This is a genomic window from Pedococcus sp. P5_B7, from assembly GCF_054049895.1.
The window spans coordinates 454,856-477,423 of the sequence record NZ_JBFULM010000001.1; the positions used below are offsets into that span (position 1 = coordinate 454,856).

A 22,568-nucleotide genomic window follows, 5' to 3' on the forward strand; every position below is an offset into this window, starting at 1 on the left:
GCGCCGCAACCCAACCTCGCGCGAGCGCGTCTGCTGCGGTGTGATGGCCATGGTGGTTCCGACGGGCGCGACAGCGCCGACGCAGGAGGTGAGGATGGACGCGCAGTCCGCTGAGGCGGAGTTCGACGCGTTCTACCGCGACACCTCCCGCCGCGTCGTCCACCTGGTGTACGCGTTCACCGGTGACCTCACCGTCGCGCAGGACTCGACCCAGGAGGCCTACGCGCGGGCGTGGCAGCAGTGGTCCAGCGTGCGCACCCATGACGACCCGCTCGCCTGGGTCCGCACGGTGGCCCGACGGGTCGCGATCTCGGGCTGGCGCAGGAAGACCAGCCAGGACCGCGCCTACGAACGGCACGGCGCCCACGACACGACGGGCCCACCGACGGAGGACCGGGTGGCGGTGGTCGCAGCGTTGCGCACCCTGCCCGAGCCGGTCCGCGAGGCCGTGACCATGCACTACATCGGCGACCTGAGCATCGAGCAGATCGCCCACGAGACCAACACCCCGGCAGGCACCGTCAAGGCGCGCCTGCACCGGGGCCGGGCGCAGCTCGCGCAGGCCCTGCAGCACCAGGAGAACCCCCATGGCTGAGCACGACGAATGGACCGCAGCGGAGGACGCTCGCCTTCGCGCTGCCCTGTCGTCGCTGCGCGCCGACGTCGAGGCCACTCCCCTGCCCGACGTCCGCTTCGTCAAGGCAAGGGGTATGGCGCGTCGTCGCCGCAGGTTTCTCACGGTAGGTGCGGCGGCTGCTGCGGCGGTCGTCGTGGCCGGCACCGTGGGCTACACGCAGCTCGGGGGCGATCCCGTGCTCAAGCCCATCCCGGCCGACCGCAGCAGCACCACGACCGCCGCGCCCTCGCCCACCACGACGTCCTCGCTCGACCAGCCGGGTGCACTGCCCCTGCTGCAGGAGTGGACCACGACCCTCGACCTCAAGGGCGACGCGCGCCTCACCCCGGTCAAGCCGTTCGAGGCGGTGGAGTGCCTCGATGCCGAGCCCGGCACCAAGGTGCAGCAGGAAGGCATCACCCTCGACGCCGGTGGCCCGTCCGGCGGACAGGTGCGGTTCTCCCTGGGCAAGGGCACCGACCCCGAGACCGCGGCCGCTGGCGTCGCCAACGACATCTCCGACTGCCAGGCCGGGCCCGGCTTCCGGGTCAAAGCCCTCGATGACACGAACGCCGGGGCGCTCTACTCCTACACGGCGGGCGACGCCGGCACCGGCTGGCTGATGGTCATCCAGGGGCCGCACGACGTCGCGGTCCTCCAGATCACCGACCCCGCCCCGACGACGTCGCAGTTCACCGTCGCCCAGGCGACCGCCCTGGCCGAGGTCGCGAAGGAGCGGTTGGCCCGTTACGGCACGAGCGCGACCCCGTCCACGCCCCCTTCGACGTCGAGCGGGCCGAAGGCGATCAACGAGAAGATGACCGTCACCGGGCCCGACCCGGTGCCGTCGTCCACCCTCTTCGTCGCCGCCTCGCAGTGGGCCTCGGACGCCCTGACCGGTGGCGTGACGACGAATGCCGGTCCGGGCGCGCTCGAGGGGTCGACCGCGGTGGTCAGCTGCGAGACCGACGAGCAACAGTCCGGCATCGGTGGTCAGGTCGGCGTGGTGTCGGTCCGCACCGGCACCGCTACGGCCGGCTACCTCGGCCGCCAGCGGGTCCAGCTCGACGACGCCACCGACGCCGCGGTCCTGAAGGCCTACGTCAGCGCCCGGCTGTCGGAGGCCAAGACGCTGTACGCCAAGGGCTGCGACGGGGCCAACTACACGGTGAAGTCGTCACCGGGGCCGACGGACGGGACGTTCCGCCTCGACACGGTCTTCAACGACGGGTCCCCCACCCTCTCGGAGTGGGTCGGCGTCACGGCGCAGCGCACTCCAGGAGCCGTCAGCACGGTGGTCATCACCGCGACGAAGGACCCCGCCCAAGGCTTCGCCGAGCTCGACCGGCTGCTTGCCCTGGCCCGCCAGAAGTAGACCTCCGCGGTCGACCCCGACAGCTCCCCACGGCCCACGAGATCGACTCTGGGCCGCGAACGACGCGACGGCCGCCACCCACCAGGGTGACGGCCGTCGTGAACTGCGTTGCGGCAGAAGCTACTTCTGCAGGCCCCGCATGACCTCGCGCATCAGGTCGGCGGTCGCGGACGGCGTCTTGCCGACCTTGACGCCGGCGGCCTCGAGGGCCTCCTGCTTGGCGGCGGCCGTGCCCGCGGAGCCGGACACGATGGCGCCGGCGTGGCCCATGGTCTTGCCCTCGGGAGCGGTGAAGCCCGCGACGTAGCCGACGACCGGCTTGGTCACGTGGTCCTTGATGTAGGCCGCGGCACGCTCCTCGGCGTCGCCACCGATCTCACCGATCATGACGATCGCGTCGGTGTCCGGGTCCTTCTCGAACGCCTCGAGGCAGTCGATGTGGGTGGTGCCGATGATGGGGTCGCCACCGATGCCGACGGCGGAGGAGAAGCCGAAGTCCCGCAGCTCGTACATCATCTGGTAGGTCAGGGTGCCCGACTTGGAGACCAGGCCGATCCGACCGGCGCCCGCGATGTTGGCGGGGATGATGCCGGCGTTCGACTTCCCGGGGCTGATCAGGCCGGGGCAGTTCGGCCCGACGATGCGGGTGGCCTTGCCCTTGCTGTAGTTGAAGAACTCAGCGGAGTCCTTGACCGCGATGCCCTCGGTGATGACGACCGCGAGCGCGATCTGGGCGTCGATCGCCTCGACCACGGCGGACTTCGCGAACGCCGGCGGCACGAAGATGACCGACACGTTGGCGCCGGTCGCCTCGATGGCCTCGGCCACCGTGCCGTAGACCGGCACGGAGACGCCGCCGTCGAAGTCGACCGTCGTGCCCGCCTTGCGGGGGTTCACGCCACCGACGATGGCGGTGCCGGACGCGAGCATGCGCTGCGTGTGCTTCATGCCCTCGGAGCCGGTCATGCCCTGGACGATGACCTTGGAGTTCTCGTCGAGAAAAATAGCCATTGGTATGCCGTTCCTTCGGTCAGTTCGTCGCGGCCGAAGCCAGCTCGGCGGCCTTGCGGGCCGCGCCGTCCATGGTCTCTTCGATGGTCACCAGCGGGTGGTTGGCCTCGGCGAGGATGCGCCGGCCCTCCTCCACGTTGTTGCCGTCCAGCCGGACGACGAGCGGCTTCGTGGCCTCGTCGCCGAGGTTGTTGAGCGCGCCGACGATGCCGTTGGCGACCGCGTCACAGGCGGTGATGCCGCCGAACACGTTCACGAACACCGACTTCACCTGCTCGTCACCGAGGATGATGTGCAGGCCGTTGCTCATGACCTCAGCCGAGGCGCCGCCGCCGATGTCGAGGAAGTTGGCCGGCTTCGGCTGGCCCGGGAACTCCTCACCGGCGTAGGCGACGACGTCGAGCGTGGACATGACCAGCCCCGCGCCGTTGCCGATGATGCCGACGGAGCCGTCGAGCTTGACGTAGTTGAGGTCCTTCTCCTTGGCGGCGGCCTCGAGCGGGTCGGCCGCGGCCTTGTCCTCGAGCGCCTCGTGGTCGGGGTGGCGGAAGCCGGCGTTCTCGTCGAGCGTCACCTTGCCGTCCAGCGCGACGATGTCGCCGGCCTCGGTCTTGACCAGCGGGTTGACCTCCACCAACGTGGCGTCCTCGTCGCGGTAGACGGTCCACAGGGACTGCAGGACCGGCACGATCTTGGCGCCGGTCTCGTCGTCGAAGCCGGCCGCGGACACGATCTCCTGCGCCTTGGCCTCGTCGATGCCGACGTTGGGGTCGACCTCGATGCGGGCGAGGGCCTCGGGGCGCTCGACGGCGAGCTGCTCGATCTCCATCCCGCCTTCCTTGCTGCACATCGCGAGGTAGGTGCGGTTCGCCCGGTCGAGCAGCACCGAGAAGTAGTACTCCTCGGCGATCTGCGCGCCCTGGGCGATCATCACGGTGCCCACGGTGTGGCCCTTGATGTCCATGCCGAGGATCGCCTCGGCGTGCTGCTGCGCCTCGTCAGCGGTCTTGGCGACCTTCACGCCGCCGGCCTTGCCTCGGCCACCGGTCTTGACCTGGGCCTTCACGACGGTCACGCCGCCACTCTTGGGACCGATCTCCTCGGCGGCCGCGCGGGCCTGCTCCGGGGTGGTCGCGATGGCGCCGGCGAGCACGGGCACGCCGTGCTTCTCGAACATGTCTCGGGCCTGGTATTCGAACAGATCCACGTCTGACGTCCTCGTCTACGGATGGGTGTGGTTCGACGCCGAGACTAGCCCTGTCAGGAGCGTGCGGCCCCCTCGGGTGCGGGCCCGTGGGCCCAATGGGACCAATCTCACCACCAGCGGTGCGGGTCAGCGGACGGTGAGGCTCTGTCCGGGCGCGACGAGGAGGACCCACACCGGGCCCTTGGGGTTGAACGTCAGGGGCTGCGCGCCGACGGTGAAGCTGGTGGGGGCGGTGACCCCCTTGCGGGACCACCGGCCCTGCCACGACTTGCCGTCGCGGAGGACGACCGTCTTGCCGCTGCCGACCACGTCCACGACCGGGGTGGGCTGGCCGTTCACGTCGCGGTTCCCGGACTTGTGGGTCGCGACGTACTGGACCACGACGGTGCCCGCGCCGTACTGCCGACCGCTCGGGCTGACGTCGGGACGACCATCGGTGGTGACGAGGTACTGCTTGCGCGTGGCGTTCCAGGTGAGCGTGACCCGCGACGACGGCCACCGGGCGGCGACCGAGGTGGCCGTCTTGCCGCCGGTGGGGGCAGGTCCGTAGCGGAACCCGATGTCGGCGGGCTTGACGCTGCCGCCCGCCCTGGCGAGCAGCTCCTTGGGGTTGCCGATCACGTTGTAGGGGGCCGGCCTGGAGTGGTCGCGGTGGTAGCCGCGACCGTTCTGGTCGAAGCTGAGGTTGACCTGCTTTCCCCGGTCGAGGATGCGCTTGGTGTAGCTGGACGAGCCGGAGAAGGCCAGCGCGACCTTCCCGTAGTTGGCCACGAGGTCGACATCCGACTCCCGACCGCTGCGGACCGGACCCACCTGGGGCGCCTGGGTGCGGCTGAACACCGCCAGCAACCGGGTGAGACCGCCCTCGACCGGTTCGACGTAGACCACGTCGGCGACGTCGAGCCCGATCCGCGGGCGAGCAGCCGGGGTGTTGTCGATCTTGACGGCGAGCACCGGGCCGCCGACGAGGGGCTCGGGTCCGGCCGGGGTCGGCGCGGCCGTGGTGGTCGTGGTCGACGGGGTCGCGGTCGTCGTGGGCGCGGCCGACGGCTTGTCTCCCGAACAGGCCGCGAGGCCGAGGGAGAGCACGACCAGGGCGGCGAGGACAGGCGTGGCGGTGTGGCGGGGCACGGCCTCGAGGATACGAGTCGCCGACTCGGCAACCGTCGTGCCGACGCCCGACGCGCCGGATCAGACGCGCGGAGTGTGCCCGGCCAGGACCGACGCGAGGAGGTCGGCGTCGCAGTTGCCGCCACTCATGACCACACCGACGCGTCCGCCACGGTGGCGCTCGCGCTCGGACAGCAGCCCGGCGAGCGCGATGGCGCCGGCCGGCTCGGGCAGCTGGTGGGTGGTGCGCAGGAGCACCCGCATCGCCTCGGCGGTGTCGTCCTCCGCGACCGTGACGACGCGGGCGGCACCGCGGACGATCTCGGCCACCGCCTCCGGCACGGGCGCGCGACAGGCCACCCCGTCGACGAACGTGTCAGCAGTGGGCGTCGTGACGACGGCTCCCGCCTCGAAGGACAGGGCGGTGGCGGGCGCCCGGTCGGACACGACGCCCACCACCTCGGTCGACAACCCGAGCAGGTCGCGCACCCCGATCAGCCCGCAGATCCCCGAACCCATCCCGACCGGCACGTAGACCGTGTCGAGTGGCCCGGCCGCGTCGAACAGCTCGAGGGCGTAGGTGCCGACGCCGACGACCAGGTCGGGGTGGTACGGCGGCACGGCCTCGAGCCCGAGCTCGGCCTCCAGACCCATGGCGTGCTCGCGGGCCTCCTGGTAGTCGCGACCGTGCACCACCAGCTCCGCGCCGAAGCCCTGCATCGCGGCGTTCTTGTCGGGGCTGTTGCCCTCCGGCACGACGATGACGACGCGCAGCCCGGCCGCCCGGCCGGCATACGCCAGGGACTGTCCGTGGTTGCCGCGGGTGGCGGACACGAAGCCCTTGACCTCGGGTCGTTCACGGCTGGCCCGGTCGGCGTAGACCAGGCCACCCCGCACCTTGAACGCCCCGGTGGGCGTGTGGTTCTCGTGCTTCACCCACACCTGCGCGCCGACGTTCTCGCTGAGCAAGGGCCACTCGAGCTGTGGCGTGGCCGGGAAGTGGCGACGCACGACGGACGTCGCGGCATCGAGCTGGGCACGCGTGAACGACATGCCCTGCAGTCTGCCTGAGGGAGTGGGACGGAGGGGAGGACGTCAGCGCGAGGGACGGGGCCACCACCTCCCACGGTGCCAGATCTGCACGTGACCGGCAGGCACGGCAGGATGGGCGGTATGTCCAGAACCGCACTGTCGCCACTGCTCGCCGTTCTCGTCGTGGGAACGCTGTCGGCTTGCGGCACAACGGATCCTTCGATCCCGCAGGCTCCTTCGACGACCATGACGAAGCAGGCCAGCTTCCCGCTCACCATCCAGCGGACAGGTGGCATCGCCGGCTTCCGCGACACCATCTCGATCGACGCCGACGGGCACGTGCTGGCCGCGACCAAGCAGGGTCAGGTCAGCTGCGACCTCGACCAGGCGAGCCTCGCCCTCCTCAACGAGGCGGCGCTCCAGGTCCACGACACCGACCAGCCGACTGCGCCACCCAGCAACCAGTCCGACTCGATGGCCGTGGTGTTCGGGGCCGGCACCGGACTGCTCTCCGTCACCGACGCCCGCATCGCCACGGCGGAGCCGGTCGTCAACCAGGTCCTGGCCGACGTGACGGGAGCGGCCGCCAACCGCAAGCTCTGCACCTGAGGGACGCGATCAGCAGGTGGCCGAACCCGCCGGCACCGCGATCGCGTCGAACGCGCTCTTGACCGCGATGCACGTCGGCGACCCGGCGCCATACAGCTCCTTGGCGGAGGTGATGGCCCCTTCGCGAGCGGCCTTGTAGTCGCTGCGCGAGGTGAGCTTGGTGGACAGCGTGCGGTACCAGACCTTTTCGATGTTCTGCCGTCCGGCACCGTTCATCGTCGTGCCGTTGCAGGTCGGGCTGATGTAGGTGACACCGCCGACCGTGCGGGCTCCACTGCCCTCGGAGGCGAGGAAGAACCAGTGGTTGAGCGGGCCCGACGAGTAGTGCGGGTCCAGGTTCTTCAGGGTGCTGCTCCAGCAGTCCCTGGAGGCACCGTCCTTGCTCGGCTGGTCCATGTAGCGCAGCGGGGTGCCGTTGCCACGGATGTCGATCTTCTCGCCGATCAGGTAGTCACCCGGGTCGGCGGCCGAGCCGGCGTAGAACTCCACCGCGGTGCCGAAGATGTCCGAGGTCGCCTCGTTGAGCCCACCGGCGTCTCCGCGGTACGCGAGACCGGCGGTGTTCTCGGTGACGCCGTGGCTCATCTCGTGACCCGCCACGTCGATGGCCGTGAGCGGCTTGGCGTTGTTGGCGCCGTCACCGTAGGTCATCTGGGTGCCGTCCCAGAAGGCGTTGTTGTAGGCGTTGCCGTAGTGGACGCGACTGCGGGCACCCACCCCGGTGTCCCAGATACCGTTGCGCCCCTGCACGTTCTGGTAGTAGTCGAAGGTCTTCTCCGCGCCGTACTGCGCGTCGACCCCGGCGGTCTGGCGCGAGCTGATGGTGCCACTGCCCCACTGGTCGTCGGCATCCGTGAACAGGGTGCCGTTGCCCGAGGTGGCGCCGAGGAGGTCAGTGGTGAAGTTCCCGACCGTGTCCTTGAGCTGGTAGCTGCCGGAGGACAGCGTCGTCCCGATCGTCACGGTGCCGGAGTACATCGAGTCGCCGGTGCCCTCGACGACCTCGTCCCACGAGTCGAGCGTGGAGCCGGTCGACGCGTCGACCACGGTGTGCAGCCGGCTGGGGGTCTGGTCTGCCTTCGTCCCCACGGTGAGGACGTCGTAGGCCAGGCGTGGGCCGGTCTCACCCGCGTAGACGACCAGGCCCGACGCTGCACGGCTGTCGGCCTTCGCCGCAGTGCGCGCCTGCCCCACCGTGAGCTTCGGCGACGTAGAGACCTCGATGACCTTCGTGGCGTTCCAGCGGACCGACTTCGTCGACCCGGCAGGACTGCGCTCGACGACCAGGTCGCCACCGATGACCTTGAGGCCCTGGAAGGTGCGTTCGTAGCGCACGTGCCTGGTGCCATCGGCATCCGTCACCACGCTCTTGACCTGCAACCGCTGGCCGGACCCCAGTCCGAGCGCGCGGGCGGCGTCGGCCACCTTCGACTGCTCGGCCGTCACGGCCGGCGACCGGTGTGCGTCGGCAGCCGGAGCGGCTTGGGCCACGGCGAGCGGGGCGGCGACGGCGGTGGCCACCGCGATGCCGAATGCGAAACCTGCTGAGAGCTTCTTCACGTGATCTCCTTCGTGGGACGTGCATGGTGCGGACCTGCGCCGGGGGAGGCAGCGCGGGGGCGGTGCTGTCCTGCAGTGGTGGCGGCGGGTGCAGGCCTGGAGGTGCCGGACCCACCGCCACCCGTTGAGGGGCCGCAGCGAAGGAACCGGGCCGGCGCTCAGGGGGAGCGCCGGCCCGGTTCGGCCGGGGACTAGCTCGTCGCCAGGGCGGTGTCGTCGACGACGAACGACGTCTGCAGGGAGGAGTCCTCGTTCATGAGGAACTTCACCGTGATCGTCTTGCCCTTGTAGGCCGTGACGTTGAACGACTTCTGCGTGTACGTCGCGTTGGTGCCCACGTTGGAGTAGGTGGCCAGGGTGGTCGTCGTCGCGCCGTCCACCACCTGCACCTTCATCGTGTCGTATGCCGTGCTGCCGGACTCAGCGGTGTCGGTGCGGAGCCAGAACGACAGGGTCGCGGCGGTGACGGTCGACGGGATCGCCACGCTCTGCTGCACCGTCTCGGTCGAGGTCGTGCCGTTGCCACCGAGCCAGGCCTTCCAGCTGCCGGTACGAGCCGGGCGGCCGGTGTTGTTGGTGATCGGACCCGCGGTGCCGGTCCAGCTCACCGCACCGGACTCGAAGCCCGGGTTGAGCAGCAGGTTGCCGGTGGGCGGAGGGGTGATGCCACAGGTGGCCGAGCCAGCCGGGACGGCGATGGCGGTGAAGGCCGCCTCGACCGACTTGCAGGTCTGGCTGGTCGCCCCGTAGAGCTCGATGGCGGAGTTGATCGCCCCGTTGCGCGCGGCGGCGTAGTTGCTGTTGCTGGTGAGCTTGGTCGAGAGCGTGCGGTACCAGACCTTCTCGATGTTGGCGCGACCCGCGCCCGTCACGGCTGCGGCGGTGCCGCAGACCGGGCTGTTGTAGCTGACGCCGTTGATGGTCTTGGCGCCGCTGCCCTCGGAGGCGAGGTAGAACCAGTGGTTGAGCGGTCCCGAGGAGTAGTGCGGGTTGAGCTGACCGAGGGTCGAGGACCAGCAGTCCTTGGACGCGCCGTCCTTGCTGGGCTTGTCCATGTAGCGCAACGGCGTCCCGTTGCCGTTGATGTCGATCTCCTCACCGATGTTGTAGTCGCCGGGGTCGCTCGGGTTGTTGGCGTAGAACTCGACGGCGGTGCCGAAGATGTCCGACGTCGCTTCGTTGAGGCCGCCTGCGTCGCCGCTGTAGACGAGTCCGGCGGTGTTCTCGGTGACGCCGTGGGACATCTCGTGGCCGGCCACGTCGATCTCGGTCAGCGGGGCTGCGTTGCCGGCCCCGTCGCCGTAGGACATCTGCGTGCCGTCCCAGAAGGCGTTCTCCATCGCGTTGGCGAAGTGGACCCGGGACGGGGCGCCGCGGCCGTCGTTCCAGATCCCGTTGCGGCCCAGGATGTTCTTGTAGTAGTTGAAGGTCGTGGTGGCCCCGTAGTGGGCGTCCACGGCGGCTGAAGCGCGGTCCGAGACGGCGCCGTTGCCCCAGATGTCGTCCGAGTCGAGGAAGAGGTCACCGGCCGGGCCGACTCCGGTGTTGGGGTCGCCCTGGTTGTGGGCGTCGCGAGTGTTGTTGCCATGGGTGTCAGTGAGCTCGTAGCCACCGCCGGTGTGCGCCTTGGTCTCGAGCGTGGCGTTGTAGAAGATGCCGTCGCCAGTGCCGGTCTGCACCTCGTCGTAGCTGATCAGCGTGGCACCCGACGTGGCGTCGACGAGGGTGTGCAGCCGCGAGGGCACCTGGTCGGCCCGCACGCTCTTCACCAGCACGTCGTAGGCCAGGACGGGCTTCGCGCCACCGGCCCAGACGACCAGCTCGCCGGTCGGGGACTGCGTCTGCTTGCCGGCGGACTTGCCCTCGGACAGGGCCTTGGCCTTCGTCACCGACGGAGTGGTCGACGTGACAGCGACCTTGCCACTGGCGTTGTAGAGGACCTCCTTGGTCGCTCCCGCCTTGGACTTCTCGACGACGAGGTCGCCACCCACGACGCGCAGGCCCTTGAAGGTGCGGTTGTAGCGGACGTGCTGCGTGCCGTCGGCGTCGGTGAGGACGTTGCGCACCACCAGCTTTTCGTCCTTGGACAGGCCGAGCGCCGCATGGTCCTTGTCGGCATTCGCCTGTGCGGCGGAGACGCTGGTCGAGGCCTGGGTCGGCGCAGACTGGGGGGAGGCTGAGGCAGCTGACAGTGGAGTGGCCACGGCCGCGGCGACTGCGACGCCCAGTGCGGCGCCGGTAGACAGTCGGATCACGAAATCCTCTTCTCGGACATGCGCAGGTTTGGTTTCCTGCACGAGGGGCGGCGGGATCCCCCTCCAGGGGCGGCACAGGGTTGCCGTGGGCTTCGCGCCGTGCTGACCTAACCTGTCGCTCGAAGCGCGGGTCAATGTTTCTTGCGAAGACTTGACCAAATGCGTGGGAACCTGCGAAATGTCACGTTCCACACCGGTCTTTCTTCTGCTGTTGCCCAAGATCGCGTCATCGCCGCGCCGCCGCGCTCTCCTGTCCGTCCAGCCGCTGGACCCAAGAACTCACCATTCGGACACCGTCGCCGACCGTAACCGCAGGGCCTCCCCCGTCGTTGTCAGCCCACTGCAGCGGCGCCACCCCGGCCCGCCCGCCACCGTGGAGGCTCGATGTCGCGCCGCACCTCGTCCCAGCACTGGCCCGTCGCCGCCCTCGCGGTCGCCGCCCTGGCCCTGCCACTCGTCGCCACCGAGGCGTCCGCCGCGTCAGCAACGCCGGCCAGGCTGACGGCAGCCGCTCCGCTCGACAGCGTGGACACCTACTCCGGCTTGACCTTCACGGTGCCGGCCGGCAAGAACGACCTCGGCCAGCCGCAGACCTGCACCATCGACGCCGACCTCTACAAGCCGCACTCGGCGAGCCGCGCCGCCAGGGTGCCGGCGATCCTCACGACCAACGGCTTCGGCGGCAGCAAGGCCGACCAGGCCGGGCTGGGCGCAGCGTTCGCCAAGCGCGGCTATGCAGTGCTGTCCTACACCGGCCTCGGCTTCCCCGACAGCGGGTGCAAGATCTCGCTCGACGACCCGGGCGTCGACGGTGTGGCCGCGACCTCCTTGGTGAGCTTCCTCGGCGGAGCCGGCTCCGCGGCATACACCTCCTCGACGGTGGGCGGGCAGACCGGTGGAGCCGGGACGGTGGCGGTCGACTTCACGGTCCTCGACAACGCCGCGACGCACGACCCGCGCCTGGGGATGATCGGCGGCTCGTACGGTGGCCAGATCCAGTTCGCCACTGCCGCAACGGATCCCCGAGTCGACACGCTCGTCCCCCTGATCACCTGGAACGACCTGCGCTACTCACTTGCGCCCAACAACACCAGCTTCACGAGTGGCGTCACCTACGCGGGCTCCAACCCCGGCACGGAGAAGATCGGGTGGGCCGGGCTGTTCTTCGGCGTCGGCATCCTCGACGGCCTCCAGGGCGCAGCCATCGACCCGGCCCGCAACGTCGGTTGCCCCGACTTCGTGCTGGAGGCCTGTCGCGCGAAGGCAACGCTCGACACGCTCGGCTACCCGACGGCGTCGACCACCGCGCTGACCGACCGCGTGTCCGTGGGCCACTACATCGACAGGGTGAAGGTGCCGACCTTCCTCATCCAGGGCGAGAACGACACGTTGTTCAACCTCCAGGAGGCCACCGCCACCTACCGGTCGCTCAAGGCTCGTGGCGTCCCGGTGACGATGGCATGGCAGTCGTGGGGGCACTCCGGAGGGACCGGCGCCAACAGCGGCGCGGCCCCCGGCGAGCTCGACCTGACCGGCGAGCACATCGAGGACACCTACCTCGGCCTGCGCATCAAGAACTGGTTCGACCACTACCTCAAGGGGTCGTCGGTCGGCACCGGCCCCGGCTTCTCGTACTTCCGCGACTGGGTCCCCTACACCGGCACCGCTGCCCCGGCCTACGCCAGCGCCGGCAGCTACCCCGTCGGCACCCGCGCCAGCTGGTACCTGTCCGCAGCCGACCAGCTCGTCTCGTCGCGGTCGGCGGTCCTGCCCGGGTCGACGTCCTGGGCCAACCCCGGACTGGGAGCGCCCGCGTCCTACACCGAGGTGTCCGGGCTCGAGGGGCAGGTGGCCCTTCCCGACGGCCTGACCGTCCCGTTCGACAGCCCCGGCACGTTCGGGGCCTGGTCGACACCCGCGCTGACCAAGCCGCTCACCGTCGTGGGGGCCCCTACGCTCGACGTCCGGTTCGAGTCGCCCACTGTTGCGCTGACCCAGTCTGCGGGTCCCAGTGGTCAGCTCCAGGTCTTCGCGAAGCTGTACGACGTGGCGCCTGACGGCTCGATCACCTTGGTGCACAAGCTGATCAGCCCGGTGCGCGTCGCCGACGTCACCCAACCGGTGCACATCGAGCTCCCGGCCATCGTGCACCGGGTCGAGGCCGGGCACCGCCTGCGGCTCGTCCTCGCCAGCACCGACGCCGCCTACAAGAACGCGTATGCCGTGCAGCCCGTCACCGTCCGCGCGTCACCCACTGCGCCGGCAACCCTCAGCATTCCGGTCGTGCCGTAGGCGCGCAGGGGGTCCGTGCCGTGGGGGTTCTGCTCACAGCAGCAAGCGCTGGCCACCGTGGGACCGCCGGTCCCACGGTGGCTCCATGCGCGAATCCACCAGCTCCCCACTCGCCCCGTCCGACCACCTCACCACCCGGCTGCTCGAGCAGCGCATCATCGTCCTCGACGGCGAGCTCGACGACCACGGCGGCACGCGCCTCTGCTCGCAGCTCTTCCTGCTGTCCGCCGAGGACCCGCGGGCCGACATCAGCCTCTGGATCAACTCCCCCGGTGGCTCCGTGCCGGCCATGCTCGCGATCCACGACGCGATCCGGCTGATCCCCAACGACGTGTCGACCCTCGCGCTGGGCCTCGCGTGCAGCGCTGGCCAGTTCCTCCTCACGGCGGGGACGCACGGCAAGCGCTACGCCCTGCGGCACTCCCGCATCCTCATGCACCAGGGGTCGGCCGGCATCGGCGGCACGGCCGTCGACATCGAGCTGCAGGCCGACGACCTGCGCCACACCGTCGAGACCGTGCTCGGCCTGATCGCCGAGTACACCGGCCAGCCGATCGAGCGGATCCGCGAGGACTCCGCGCGCGACCGCTGGTACTCCGCAGAGCAGGCGCTGGACTACGGCTTCGTCGACGGCATCCTCGACTCGCTCGACAGCATCCGACCCAGACGGGTCGCCCGCACCGGACTCGGGAGCGCGCAGTGAGCACCTACACGATCCCGAACGTCATCCGCACCCATCCCCGGGGTGACCGGGTGATGGACGTCTACAGCCACCTGCTCAGTGAGCGGATCGTCTACCTCGGCACCGAGATCGACGACGGGGTGTCCAACGCGCTGATCGCCCAGATCCTGCACCTCGAGTCCGAGGACGCCGAACAGCCCATCGACCTCTACATCAACTCCCCCGGTGGTTCCCTCACGGCGACCTTCGCGGTCTACGACGCGATGGAGTTCGTCCGGGCGCCGATCGCCACGACCTGCATCGGCCAGGCCTGCTCCACCGCCGCGATCCTGCTCGCCGCCGGAGCCCCGGGAAAGCGCAGCATCCTGCCCCACGCACGCGTGTTGCTGCACCAGCCCTCGGCCCGCAGCCAGGGCGCCATACCCGACCTCATCCTCGAGGCGGACGAGGTGATCAGGTTGCGCGCGGAGGCGGAGCGGGTGCTCTCCCACCACACCGGGCAACCGCTGGAGACGCTGCGCCGTGACACCGACCGGGACCGGATCTTCACGCCCGAGGCGGCGGTGGAGTACGGACTGGTCGACCGGCTGGTGTCCTACCGGTCGCCGGTCGAGGCCTAGGCCGAGAGCCGGATCTCGCCGGGAGGGGGCGCCGCCAGCCCACTGTGCTGGCGGCGCAGGTCGAGCGTGGCGAGGTGGGTGACCTCGACGAGCGGCTCGCCGAGGGCGCCGGTGATCGCCGCGAGCACCTCGGACGACGGGTCCTTGCGGCCGCGCTCGACCTCGGAGAGGTACTGCGGTGAGATCCCGGCGAGGGCAGCGGCCTCGACCAGGGTCAGACCACGCCGGCGCCTCAGGTGCCGCAGTCGCGCCCCCACGACCTCACGCCACAGCGGTTCTGGGTGAAGGACTTCGGTATGGCGCGCGTCGGCAGGAGTCGGGTCGGGGCTCGGGTGGGACACCAGTCGCAGGGTCGGCGCGGTGCTCATGGGCTCACGCTAGGCGCGTCTCGGCACCGGAGGAAGGCGGGTTCGCCGACGGCATAACGGCAGGACCAAGGGCCCTGTCACGGCCACCACGAGGGATCGAGCATGGAGGTGCAGACAACCGGGCCGACCGGCCCACTCAAGGAGGCAACTGCCATGACCACGATCCAGCGCCACCCCCAGCTCGACGTGCTCGTAGAGCATGACGTGGTGACCCACTCCATGGCCCGCCGGGCGCTTGCGGTGCTGCGGGTCGCCTTCGGCCTCACCTTCCTGTGGGCCTTCGTCGACAAGTTGTTCGCCCTGGGCTTCCACACCGGGATGAACGATGAGACCGGTGTTGCGGACCGCTTCGGGCCAGCTGCCTGGATCAACGGCGGCAGCCCCACGACCGGCTTCCTGAAGTTCGGCGTCCCCGCCGACAACCCGTTCAAGGGCTTCTTCAACGGCATGGCCGGCTCACCCGTGGCGGACTGGCTGTTCATGGCCGGCCTGCTCGGAATCGGAGCCGCCCTGACCCTGGGCATCGGGATGCGGATCGCCGCAGCCGCGGGCGCCCTGATGTACGCGCTGATGTGGGCGGCGTCGCTGCCGCTGGAGAACAACCCGGTCATCGACGACCACGTCATCGGCGCTGTCAGCGTCGTGGTCCTGGCCCTCGTGCTCGCCGGAGACACCTGGGGACTGGGACAGAAGTGGGCGCGCAGCGCGATCGTCCGGAAGTACGGAGCCCTGCGGTAGCCACGACGACAGGACGAGGAGAGGGACCGGGCAGCWGCCCGGTCCCTCTCCTCGTCGCGCTGGGTCCGCCCCGCGGGGCGGAGCTACTCCGGTCGGACGGCGCCGCGCACCCAGGCGACGATGTCGGTGGTCGTGGCTCCGGGCGTGAAGACCTTGGCCACCCCGATCTTCTCCAGCTCCGGGATGTCGGCCTCGGGGATGATCCCGCCGCCGAAGACCACGATGTCGGTGGCGTCCCGCTCCTTCAGCAGCTCCATCACCTTGGCGAAGAGCGTCATGTGCGCGCCGGACAGCACCGACAGCCCGACGAGGTCGGCGTCCTCCTGGATCGCGGCCTCCACGATCTGCTCGGGCGTCTGGTGCAGGCCGGTGTAGACGACCTCCATGCCTGCGTCACGCAGGGCCCGGGCCACCACCTTCGCGCCACGATCATGGCCGTCGAGTCCGGGCTTGGCCACGACGACGCGCAGAGGAGAGTCAGTCATGGCCGCAGACTAGCCACTCCGGAGGTCAGTCAGGTTCTCCGGGTGGCGCACACCACCCGGACACGCGTGTCAGTTGCGCCACAACGCTCGAAAGTGGTCGTTTCACCCACTAGGTTCAGTGGGATGTCGCAGAGCGTCCCGCGCCCTCGCCGACCTGCCGCAGCGAAGCGGCGCCCGTCGGGTGACGAGGCACGCCCGGGCCCCCTCGCCCGAGCCACTCGCGGGGTGCGGACGGCGACCGTCCTGGCCGGCGACATCGTCGGCGGGGCCGCCAAGGCGCTGGCCACCCCGACCGGGGCCGTCGGGGCAGCCGTCGAGGCAGCCTGGGTGACCACGCACCTCGCGCTCTACCCGTGGGGCCTGATCGGCCGGCACGGCAGCGACAGCCAGCTCGGCTTCCGCGTCGAGCACCTGCCGCCCATCCAGCGCGGGCTCCTGATCTCCGACGTCGAGGCCGCGGGCACGCCGATCCTGCTGGTGCACGGCATGGTCGACAACCGGTCGATCTTCACGCTGCTGCGCCTGGGCCTGCGCCGACGCGGCTTCGGTCGCGTCACGAGCATGAACTACTCGCCCTTCACGGCGGACGTCCGGGTCGCCGCCGCCCAGCTCGCCGAGGAGGTCGAGGCCCTCGTCGCCGAGACCGGCTACGAGCGGATCCACGTCGTGGGCCACTCGATGGGTGGGCTGATCGCGCGCTACTACGTGACCCGGCTCGGTGGTGACGAGCGGGTCCACACCCTGGTGACGCTGGGCACGCCCCACCAGGGCACCTACACGGCATACGGGTGGCACAACCAGCTGACCCGTCAGCTGCGGCCCGGCAGCGGGCTGATGCGCGAGCTCGACCAGCCGGTGCCGGACTGCCGCACCCGGTTCGTCGTCTACTGGTCCGACCTCGACCAGATGGTGTTCCCGCAACGCAACGCCGCGCTCACCCACCCTGACCTCCAGGCCCGCAACATCGACCTGCACGGCGTGGGGCACATGTCGCTGCCCATCATCGGCAGCGTCGTGCACGGCATCTCCAGCACGCTGGCCCACCTCGACTCCGAGGGCCACACCCTGACGCCGGGCGTCACCGAGCTGCGGCGACGGACGCCGTGAGGTCAGCCGTTCGGGCCTTTCGGCGCGAAACGCGCAGCAAAATCACCGGAACGATTTTGGATAACGAAGTGATCACGCTAACCTCTGTGCTTCCGTGTCCCCCCGCACGCAAGGTTTTCATTCTGTGAGCAACGCTTCCTACTCGGGCCGTCACCGCGCCCCGGGCCGTCACCGTGCGCCTCGAAGAGGTGTCCGCTTCGCCAAGAGCGGCTACCTCCTTCCGAGCGCTGCCGCGGCGGCACTGGTCGTGACGGCCACGGGGGCAACCGTCGCAGAGTCGTCACCGGCGTACTTCGACCTCACGGGGGCCACGGCCAAGGCGAAGGCGACCGACGCGGCGAACGCACGGTACGAGCGGATCGAGGCGTCCCAGCAGCGCGAGGTGCAGGCCACCGCCGCACAGGCTCGCGTCCTGGAGGCGGCCCGCATCGCCCGCACCGCCGAGCGCAAGACGGTTGCGAAGAAGCGTGCGCTGGCCGCAGCGCTCAAGAAGGCCGAGGCCGACCGCAAGGCCCGCGAGAAGTGGCTGCTCCCGATCAAGGGCGCGACCTTCACCTCCGGCTTCGGGTGGCGCTGGGGCCGTATGCACGAGGGCAACGACTTCGCCACCCCCGTCGGCACCCGCATCGGGTCGATGTCGACCGGCACGGTGATCTTCGCCGGCGTCGAGGGCGGCTACGGCAACAAGGTCGAGATCGAGTACTGGGACGGCACGGTCTCCGTGTACGGCCACATGAGCCAGATCGATGCCGTGGTCGGCCAGGAGCTGGCCCCCGGCGACCTGGTCGGGCTCTCCGGCAACACCGGCCACTCGACCGGGCCCCACCTGCACCTCGAGATCCACCCCGACGGCGGCGCGGCAATCGACCCCGCCCCGTGGCTGCACAACCACGGCCTGCAGTAGCCGACCCGCACCACCACACCAACCCGCTCCACACCAGGCGCCCTCCGGGGCGCCTTTCGGTATGCCGCGTCAGAGCTTCTCGAGCGGGGCGTAGCGGAGCAGGAACCGCTTGACGCCGGTGTCGCCACCGAAGTCGACGTGGGCCTGCGTCTTGTCGCCCTCGCCCTCGGTCTTCACGACGGTGCCCATGCCGTAGCTGTCGTGGGTGACCTTGTCGCCCGGGTGGAGCGCGATCAGCGGGCGGTTGCCGGGTGAACGCACCCCGGGACGCGCCGCCAGGGTCGCGACCGCGGGCAGTCCGGGGCGGCGCGTGGTGGTGGCCGCCTCGGCCCGCTGCCACTCGACCAGCTCGGGCGGGATCTCGTCGAGGAAGCGGCTGGCGGGGTTGTACTGCGGGGCACCCCACGCCGAACGGACCGCGGCCCGCGACAGGTGGAGCCGCTCGCGGGCGCGGGTGATCCCGACGTAGGCGAGCCGACGCTCCTCCTCGAGCTCCTTGGGGTCGCCCAGCGCGCGCAGGTGCGGGAACGTGCCGTCCTCCATGCCGGTGAGGAAGACGACGGGGAACTCCAGGCCCTTGGCGGTGTGGAGGGTCATCAGGGTGACCACTCCGAGGTCCTCGGCCTCCTCGGAGTCGGGGATCTCGTCGGCGTCGGCCACGAGTGAGACCTGCTCGAGGAAGTCCTCGAGCGAGGCCACCTCGCCCGTGGAGGCGCGGGTCTCGTCGAACTCCTGGGCCACGGCGACGAGCTCGGCGAGGTTCTCGACGCGGGTCTCGTCCTGCGGGTCGTGGCTGGCCCGCAGCTCGGCGAGGTAGCCCGACTTGTCGATCACGGCCTCGAGCAGTGCACCGACTCCCTGCTCGTCGTCGGCGTGGATCTGGCCCAGCTGCTCGAGCAGCCCGGTGAAGCCCTTGATCGCCGCGACCGAACGGGAGGCGATGCCGGGCGCGTCCTCGGGTCGACCGAGGGCCGCGATGAACGGGATGCGCTCCCGCTCGGCGAGGGCCGCCACGCAGGCCTCGGCGCGGTCGCCGATGCCGCGCTTGGGCGTGTTGAGGATGCGCCGCAGGTTGACCGTGTCGGTGGGGTTGGAGATGACGCGCAGGTAGGCGAGCGCGTCCTTGACCTCACGGCGCTCGTAGAACCGCGTGCCGCCGACCACCTTGTAGGGCAGGCCGACCCGCACGAAGACCTCTTCGAGCGCGCGCGACTGGGCGTTGGTGCGGTAGAACACCGCGACGTCCTTGGGCTTCACCCCGGCGGAGTCACCGAGCTCGTCGATCGTCTTGGCGACGAAGGCGGCCTCATCGTGCTCGTTGTCGCCGACGTAGCCGATGATCGCCGCGCCGTTGCCGCTGTCGGTCCAGAGGTTCTTCTTGCGGCGCTCGGGGTTCTTGGCGATGACCGCGTTCGCGGCCTGCAGGATGGTCTGGGTGGAGCGGTAGTTCTGCTCGAGCAGGATGGTCCGCGCCGTCGGGTAGTCCTCCTCGAACTCCACGATGTTGCGGATCGTCGCGCCACGGAAGGCATAGATCGACTGGTCGGCGTCGCCGACCACCACGAGCTCGGCCGGCTCGACCGCGGGTCCGTCGCCGACCGGCATACCGGGGCTGCCCGCGACACCACCCACCAGCTCGCGCACGAGCTGGTACTGGGCGTGGTTGGTGTCCTGGTACTCGTCGACCAGTACGTGGCGGAACCGTCGCCGGTAGTGCTCGGCGACGTCGGGGAAGGCCTGGAGGATGTTGACCGTCGTCATGATGAGGTCGTCGAAGTCGAGGGCGTTGGCCTGGCGCAGCCGGCGCTGGTAGCCGGTGTAGGCCTCGGCGAGCATCCGCTCCTGGTGGGTGCCCTCCCCGACCCGCGAGGCGAAGGTCTCCTCGTCGACCAGCTCGTTCTTGAGGTTGGAGACCTGGTGGCTGAACGAGCGGGGCGGGTAGCGCTTCGGGTCGAGGTCGAGGTCACGCATGACCATCGCCATGAGCCGCTGGCTGTCGGCGGCGTCGTAGATCGAGAAGGTCGACTTGAGCCCGACCTTGGCGGCCTCTCGGCGCAGGATGCGCACGCACGCCGAGTGGAACGTCATGACCCACATCGCCTTGGCCCGCGGCCCCACGAGGGCGGCGACGCGCTCGCGCATCTCGGCCGCGGCCTTGTTGGTGAAGGTGATGGCCAGCACCTGGCCGGGCTGGACCCCCCGGGCGGCCAGCAGGTAGGCGATCCGGTTGGTGAGGACGCGGGTCTTGCCCGAGCCGGCTCCGGCGACGATGAGGAGCGGGCCGCCTTCGTGCAGGACCGCCTCGCGCTGCTGCGGGTTGAGTCCCTCGAGCAGGGTATCCGGGTCGGCCCTGTGCGAGTCGCCGTCATCGGGGCCGCGCCCCTCCGCTGCCGCCTGGGCCCACGTGGGCACCCCACGGTCGTCGACGGCGGTCGCGCGAGCCGCCGCAGCGCTCGGCCGTGGGCCGGAACTCGGATCAGAGGGACGGTGCTTGTCGAAGGGCGCAAGGTCGTCGAAGAGCGTGCTCATTTGGTCCCAGCCTACGTGCCGCGGGCGACAGCCCCATATCCCGTGGAGGGCGGTGGGCACCCGGGCTAGCGTCAGGGCAATGACCCGGCTCGTCGACCCCCACGTCCGCTACCAGGCCGGCTACCTGGCCGCGTCGGACGAGTGGGCCCGGTCCGGGGAGCAGCGCGACGGTGATGGCGACCTCGCCCAGCCGGCCGAGCCGGGATACGCCGGCTACGCGTTCACCCGCGCGGGCCTGGCCGACCCCGCCGAGTTCGCCAGGTTCGTGGCGCAGCGGGTCGCAGCCCGCGACGAGGACACACCCCGGCGGTCGGCGTGGACGGCGTGCCACTTCTTCTGGGTCGTCGACGACGAGGACGGCTACGTCGGCTCGCTGGCCCTGCGCCACGAGCTGACCCCGTTCCTGCTGCGCGAGGGCGGCCACATCGGCTACAGCATCCGCCCGTCTGCGCGACGGCGCGGCCACGCCACCGCGGCGTTGCGGCTGGCCCTCCCCGTGGCGCGGCAGGACCTCGGGCTCGACCGCGTCCTGGTGACCTGCCTCGAGTCCAACGAAGGGTCCCGTCGGGCCATCGAGTCCAACGGCGGCGTGTACGAGGACTCCCGCAACGGCACGCGGCGCTACTGGGTGCCGACCTGAGCTGGCCCCCACCGAGGTCCGGACGTGGCGTTTCGCCCCTTTTCGGGGTGTTGTCCCGATACCCTCTGCCGGGATCACCGGGGCCGAGCCCCGCTGACCCGCCACAATCGAAGCAGTCAAAGGGGAGTGTCATGCGTGACAAGCAGGTCGCACGAGTCGAGGACGCCATCGGGAGCACGCTGGGCGAGGGCGAGCAGATCCAGCTCGCCGTCCAGGCCATCATCACGGGGGTCCCGGCCGAGCAGGGGCGGATCGCCGGAGCAGCCCGGGAGCTGAACCAGCGGGTCAACGCCCGCGCCGCCGCCCGGTCCGAGGGCTTCGCGGTCCTGACGTCCGACCGCTTCCTGTGCCTCGGCAAGAACAAGGCGATGCGACCCACGTCCACCGTGACCGCGGCGATCTCGCGCCAGGACATCGACCGCGTGGACTACAAGCGCGGCGTCATGTCGACCCTCACCATCTGGCCGGTCGAGGGAGACGGGCTCGCCCTGACCTTCGGCCTGATGCTCCGCGGTCAGGCCGACGCGCTCAACGCCGCCCTCGCCGCCGCGCCCAAGACCGAGAACGCCTGAGACCGTCGTGCCGCGCTGATGTCGGACGTCGACCCGCACCCCGTCACCGGTGAGCGGTTCGAGTCGCCCGTGCCGCCGGGGAGCGGCTGGCCGGGCGACCCGGCATCGGCGGCCACCCCGATGGCCCGCACCGCCGCTCAGGTCGATGCGCTGGCCTGCACGGCACCCGACACCGCCGAGCTCGATGCACGGATCACCGTCTGCCGCGCGTGTCCGCGCCTCGTCGAGTGGCGCGAAACCGTTGCGACACAAGGGCGCCGGGCTGCCTTTGCCGACCAGCCCTACTGGGGCAGGCCGGGCCCGGGCTTCGGCGACCCCGAGGCGGAGGTGCTCGTTGTCGGGCTCGCGCCGGCCGCCAACGGCACCAACCGCACCGGCCGCATGTTCACCGGCGACCGCTCGGGTGACTGGCTGTATGCCGCGTTGCACCGTGCCGGGTACGCCAGCCAGCCGCAGTCCATCGCCAGCGGCGACGGACTGACGCTCCGAGGGATGCGGATCATCGCGGCGGTCCGCTGCGCGCCACCCGCCAACAAACCCACGACCGTCGAGAAGGCCACCTGCGCGCACTGGCTCGACCGCGACCTCGAGCTCGCGGCACCACGGTTGCGGTCGATGCTGGCGCTCGGGTCGATCGCCTGGGACGCAGCCCTCGGCAGCGCGCGACGGCTCGGCTGGGACGTCCCGCGGCCCAAGCCCCGGTTCGGGCATGCAGCGGAGGCCGTGCTGACCACTCCTGAGGGACGCACGGTCCGGCTCGTCGGCAGCTACCACGTCAGCCAGCAGAACACCTTCACCGGCAAGCTCACCGAGGCGATGCTCGACACCGCTGTCGCGCGGCTGGGTCAGGACTGAG

The 22,568-nt window shown here is 70.5% G+C and carries 21 protein-coding genes; 12 read left to right on the forward strand and 9 right to left on the reverse strand.

Annotation, left to right across the window (positions count from 1 at the left end; genetic code table 11):
* The first annotated feature begins 94 nt into the window (after positions 1-94).
* Both ACXJKD_RS02045 and ACXJKD_RS02050 read left to right on the forward strand, forming a co-directional pair.
* Complete coding sequence (locus tag ACXJKD_RS02045; protein WP_457252662.1) at positions 95-595, forward strand: SigE family RNA polymerase sigma factor; 501 nt, start codon at positions 95-97, stop codon at positions 593-595.
* A complete protein-coding gene (locus ACXJKD_RS02050) occupies positions 588-1,991 on the forward strand; it encodes a hypothetical protein (protein WP_457252663.1) in 1,404 nt (467 codons plus the stop codon). The genes ACXJKD_RS02045 and ACXJKD_RS02050 overlap by 8 nt, the downstream gene beginning before the upstream one ends.
* A gap of 120 nt (positions 1,992-2,111) precedes the next feature.
* Here the strand turns inward: ACXJKD_RS02050 and sucD are convergent, their stop codons facing one another.
* The 4 genes from sucD to ACXJKD_RS02070 form a co-directional block, all read right to left on the reverse strand.
* Positions 2,112-3,002 (reverse strand): succinate--CoA ligase subunit alpha, encoded by an 891-nt coding sequence (gene sucD / locus ACXJKD_RS02055; RefSeq protein ID WP_457252664.1) that lies wholly within the window; start codon positions 3,000-3,002, stop codon positions 2,112-2,114.
* Positions 3,003-3,021: 19 nt separating this feature from the next.
* Positions 3,022-4,209 carry an ADP-forming succinate--CoA ligase subunit beta gene (gene sucC / locus ACXJKD_RS02060; RefSeq protein WP_457252665.1) on the reverse strand — a complete coding sequence of 396 codons (1,188 nt, stop codon included), beginning with the start codon at positions 4,207-4,209 and terminating at the stop codon, positions 3,022-3,024.
* A 126-nt stretch (positions 4,210-4,335) separates the two neighbouring features.
* Positions 4,336-5,340, reverse strand: coding sequence for a DUF3048 domain-containing protein (locus ACXJKD_RS02065; protein WP_457252666.1), 1,005 nt, complete (start codon positions 5,338-5,340; stop codon positions 4,336-4,338).
* Between the two features lie 60 nt (positions 5,341-5,400).
* A complete protein-coding gene (locus ACXJKD_RS02070; protein WP_457252667.1) occupies positions 5,401-6,372 on the reverse strand; it encodes a threonine dehydratase in 972 nt (323 codons plus the stop codon).
* A 225-nt stretch (positions 6,373-6,597) separates the two neighbouring features.
* Between ACXJKD_RS02070 and ACXJKD_RS02075 the strand changes: the two genes are divergently transcribed.
* The gene (locus ACXJKD_RS02075) at positions 6,598-6,960 is read left to right on the forward strand and encodes a hypothetical protein (RefSeq protein ID WP_457252668.1); all 363 of its coding nucleotides are present in this window, start codon (positions 6,598-6,600) and stop codon (positions 6,958-6,960) included.
* A 9-nt stretch (positions 6,961-6,969) separates the two neighbouring features.
* On the opposite strand, the gene ACXJKD_RS02080 is transcribed toward ACXJKD_RS02075, so the two are convergent.
* Both ACXJKD_RS02080 and ACXJKD_RS02085 read right to left on the reverse strand, forming a co-directional pair.
* On the reverse strand, positions 6,970-8,520 hold the full coding sequence (locus ACXJKD_RS02080) for a M4 family metallopeptidase (RefSeq protein WP_457252669.1): 1,551 nt from the start codon (positions 8,518-8,520) through the stop codon (positions 6,970-6,972).
* Positions 8,521-8,711: 191 nt separating this feature from the next.
* A complete protein-coding gene (locus ACXJKD_RS02085; protein WP_457252670.1) occupies positions 8,712-10,775 on the reverse strand; it encodes a M4 family metallopeptidase in 2,064 nt (687 codons plus the stop codon).
* Between the two features lie 384 nt (positions 10,776-11,159).
* On the opposite strand from ACXJKD_RS02085, the gene ACXJKD_RS02090 reads away from it, so the two are divergent.
* From ACXJKD_RS02090 to ACXJKD_RS02100, 3 genes are all read left to right on the forward strand, one after another.
* On the forward strand, positions 11,160-13,067 hold the full coding sequence (locus tag ACXJKD_RS02090) for a CocE/NonD family hydrolase (RefSeq protein ID WP_457252671.1): 1,908 nt from the start codon (positions 11,160-11,162) through the stop codon (positions 13,065-13,067).
* 85 nt (positions 13,068-13,152) lie between these two features.
* The gene (locus ACXJKD_RS02095; protein ID WP_457252672.1) at positions 13,153-13,770 is read left to right on the forward strand and encodes a ClpP family protease; all 618 of its coding nucleotides are present in this window, start codon (positions 13,153-13,155) and stop codon (positions 13,768-13,770) included.
* On the forward strand, positions 13,767-14,369 hold the full coding sequence (locus tag ACXJKD_RS02100; RefSeq protein WP_457252673.1) for a ClpP family protease: 603 nt from the start codon (positions 13,767-13,769) through the stop codon (positions 14,367-14,369). The genes ACXJKD_RS02095 and ACXJKD_RS02100 overlap by 4 nt, the downstream gene beginning before the upstream one ends.
* On the opposite strand, the gene ACXJKD_RS02105 is transcribed toward ACXJKD_RS02100, so the two are convergent.
* Complete coding sequence (locus ACXJKD_RS02105) at positions 14,366-14,737, reverse strand: helix-turn-helix domain-containing protein (protein WP_457252674.1); 372 nt, start codon at positions 14,735-14,737, stop codon at positions 14,366-14,368. The genes ACXJKD_RS02100 and ACXJKD_RS02105 overlap by 4 nt on opposite strands.
* 153 nt (positions 14,738-14,890) lie before the next feature.
* Between ACXJKD_RS02105 and ACXJKD_RS02110 the strand changes: the two genes are divergently transcribed.
* The gene (locus ACXJKD_RS02110) at positions 14,891-15,475 is read left to right on the forward strand and encodes a hypothetical protein (RefSeq protein ID WP_457252675.1); all 585 of its coding nucleotides are present in this window, start codon (positions 14,891-14,893) and stop codon (positions 15,473-15,475) included.
* Positions 15,476-15,558: 83 nt separating this feature from the next.
* Here the strand turns inward: ACXJKD_RS02110 and ACXJKD_RS02115 are convergent, their stop codons facing one another.
* On the reverse strand, positions 15,559-15,960 hold the full coding sequence (locus tag ACXJKD_RS02115) for a cobalamin B12-binding domain-containing protein (RefSeq protein ID WP_457252676.1): 402 nt from the start codon (positions 15,958-15,960) through the stop codon (positions 15,559-15,561).
* Between the two features lie 123 nt (positions 15,961-16,083).
* On the opposite strand from ACXJKD_RS02115, the gene ACXJKD_RS02120 reads away from it, so the two are divergent.
* Positions 16,084-17,067 carry a lipase family alpha/beta hydrolase gene (locus ACXJKD_RS02120; protein WP_457252677.1) on the forward strand — a complete coding sequence of 328 codons (984 nt, stop codon included), beginning with the start codon at positions 16,084-16,086 and terminating at the stop codon, positions 17,065-17,067.
* A gap of 124 nt (positions 17,068-17,191) precedes the next feature.
* Positions 17,192-17,971 (forward strand): M23 family metallopeptidase, encoded by a 780-nt coding sequence (locus ACXJKD_RS02125; RefSeq protein WP_457252678.1) that lies wholly within the window; start codon positions 17,192-17,194, stop codon positions 17,969-17,971.
* Positions 17,972-18,040: 69 nt separating this feature from the next.
* On the opposite strand, the gene pcrA is transcribed toward ACXJKD_RS02125, so the two are convergent.
* Entirely contained in the window at positions 18,041-20,500 is a 2,460-nt protein-coding gene (gene pcrA / locus ACXJKD_RS02130; RefSeq protein ID WP_457252679.1) for a DNA helicase PcrA, read from the reverse strand.
* 79 nt (positions 20,501-20,579) lie between these two features.
* On the opposite strand from pcrA, the gene ACXJKD_RS02135 reads away from it, so the two are divergent.
* From ACXJKD_RS02135 to ACXJKD_RS02145, 3 genes are all read left to right on the forward strand, one after another.
* Positions 20,580-21,140, forward strand: a complete 561-nt coding sequence (locus tag ACXJKD_RS02135) for a GNAT family N-acetyltransferase (protein ID WP_457252680.1) — start codon at positions 20,580-20,582, stop codon at positions 21,138-21,140.
* A gap of 131 nt (positions 21,141-21,271) precedes the next feature.
* Positions 21,272-21,712, forward strand: coding sequence for a hypothetical protein (locus ACXJKD_RS02140; protein WP_457252681.1), 441 nt, complete (start codon positions 21,272-21,274; stop codon positions 21,710-21,712).
* A gap of 18 nt (positions 21,713-21,730) precedes the next feature.
* Positions 21,731-22,567, forward strand: a complete 837-nt coding sequence (locus ACXJKD_RS02145; protein WP_457252682.1) for a uracil-DNA glycosylase — start codon at positions 21,731-21,733, stop codon at positions 22,565-22,567.
* Position 22,568: the final 1 nt, after the last annotated feature.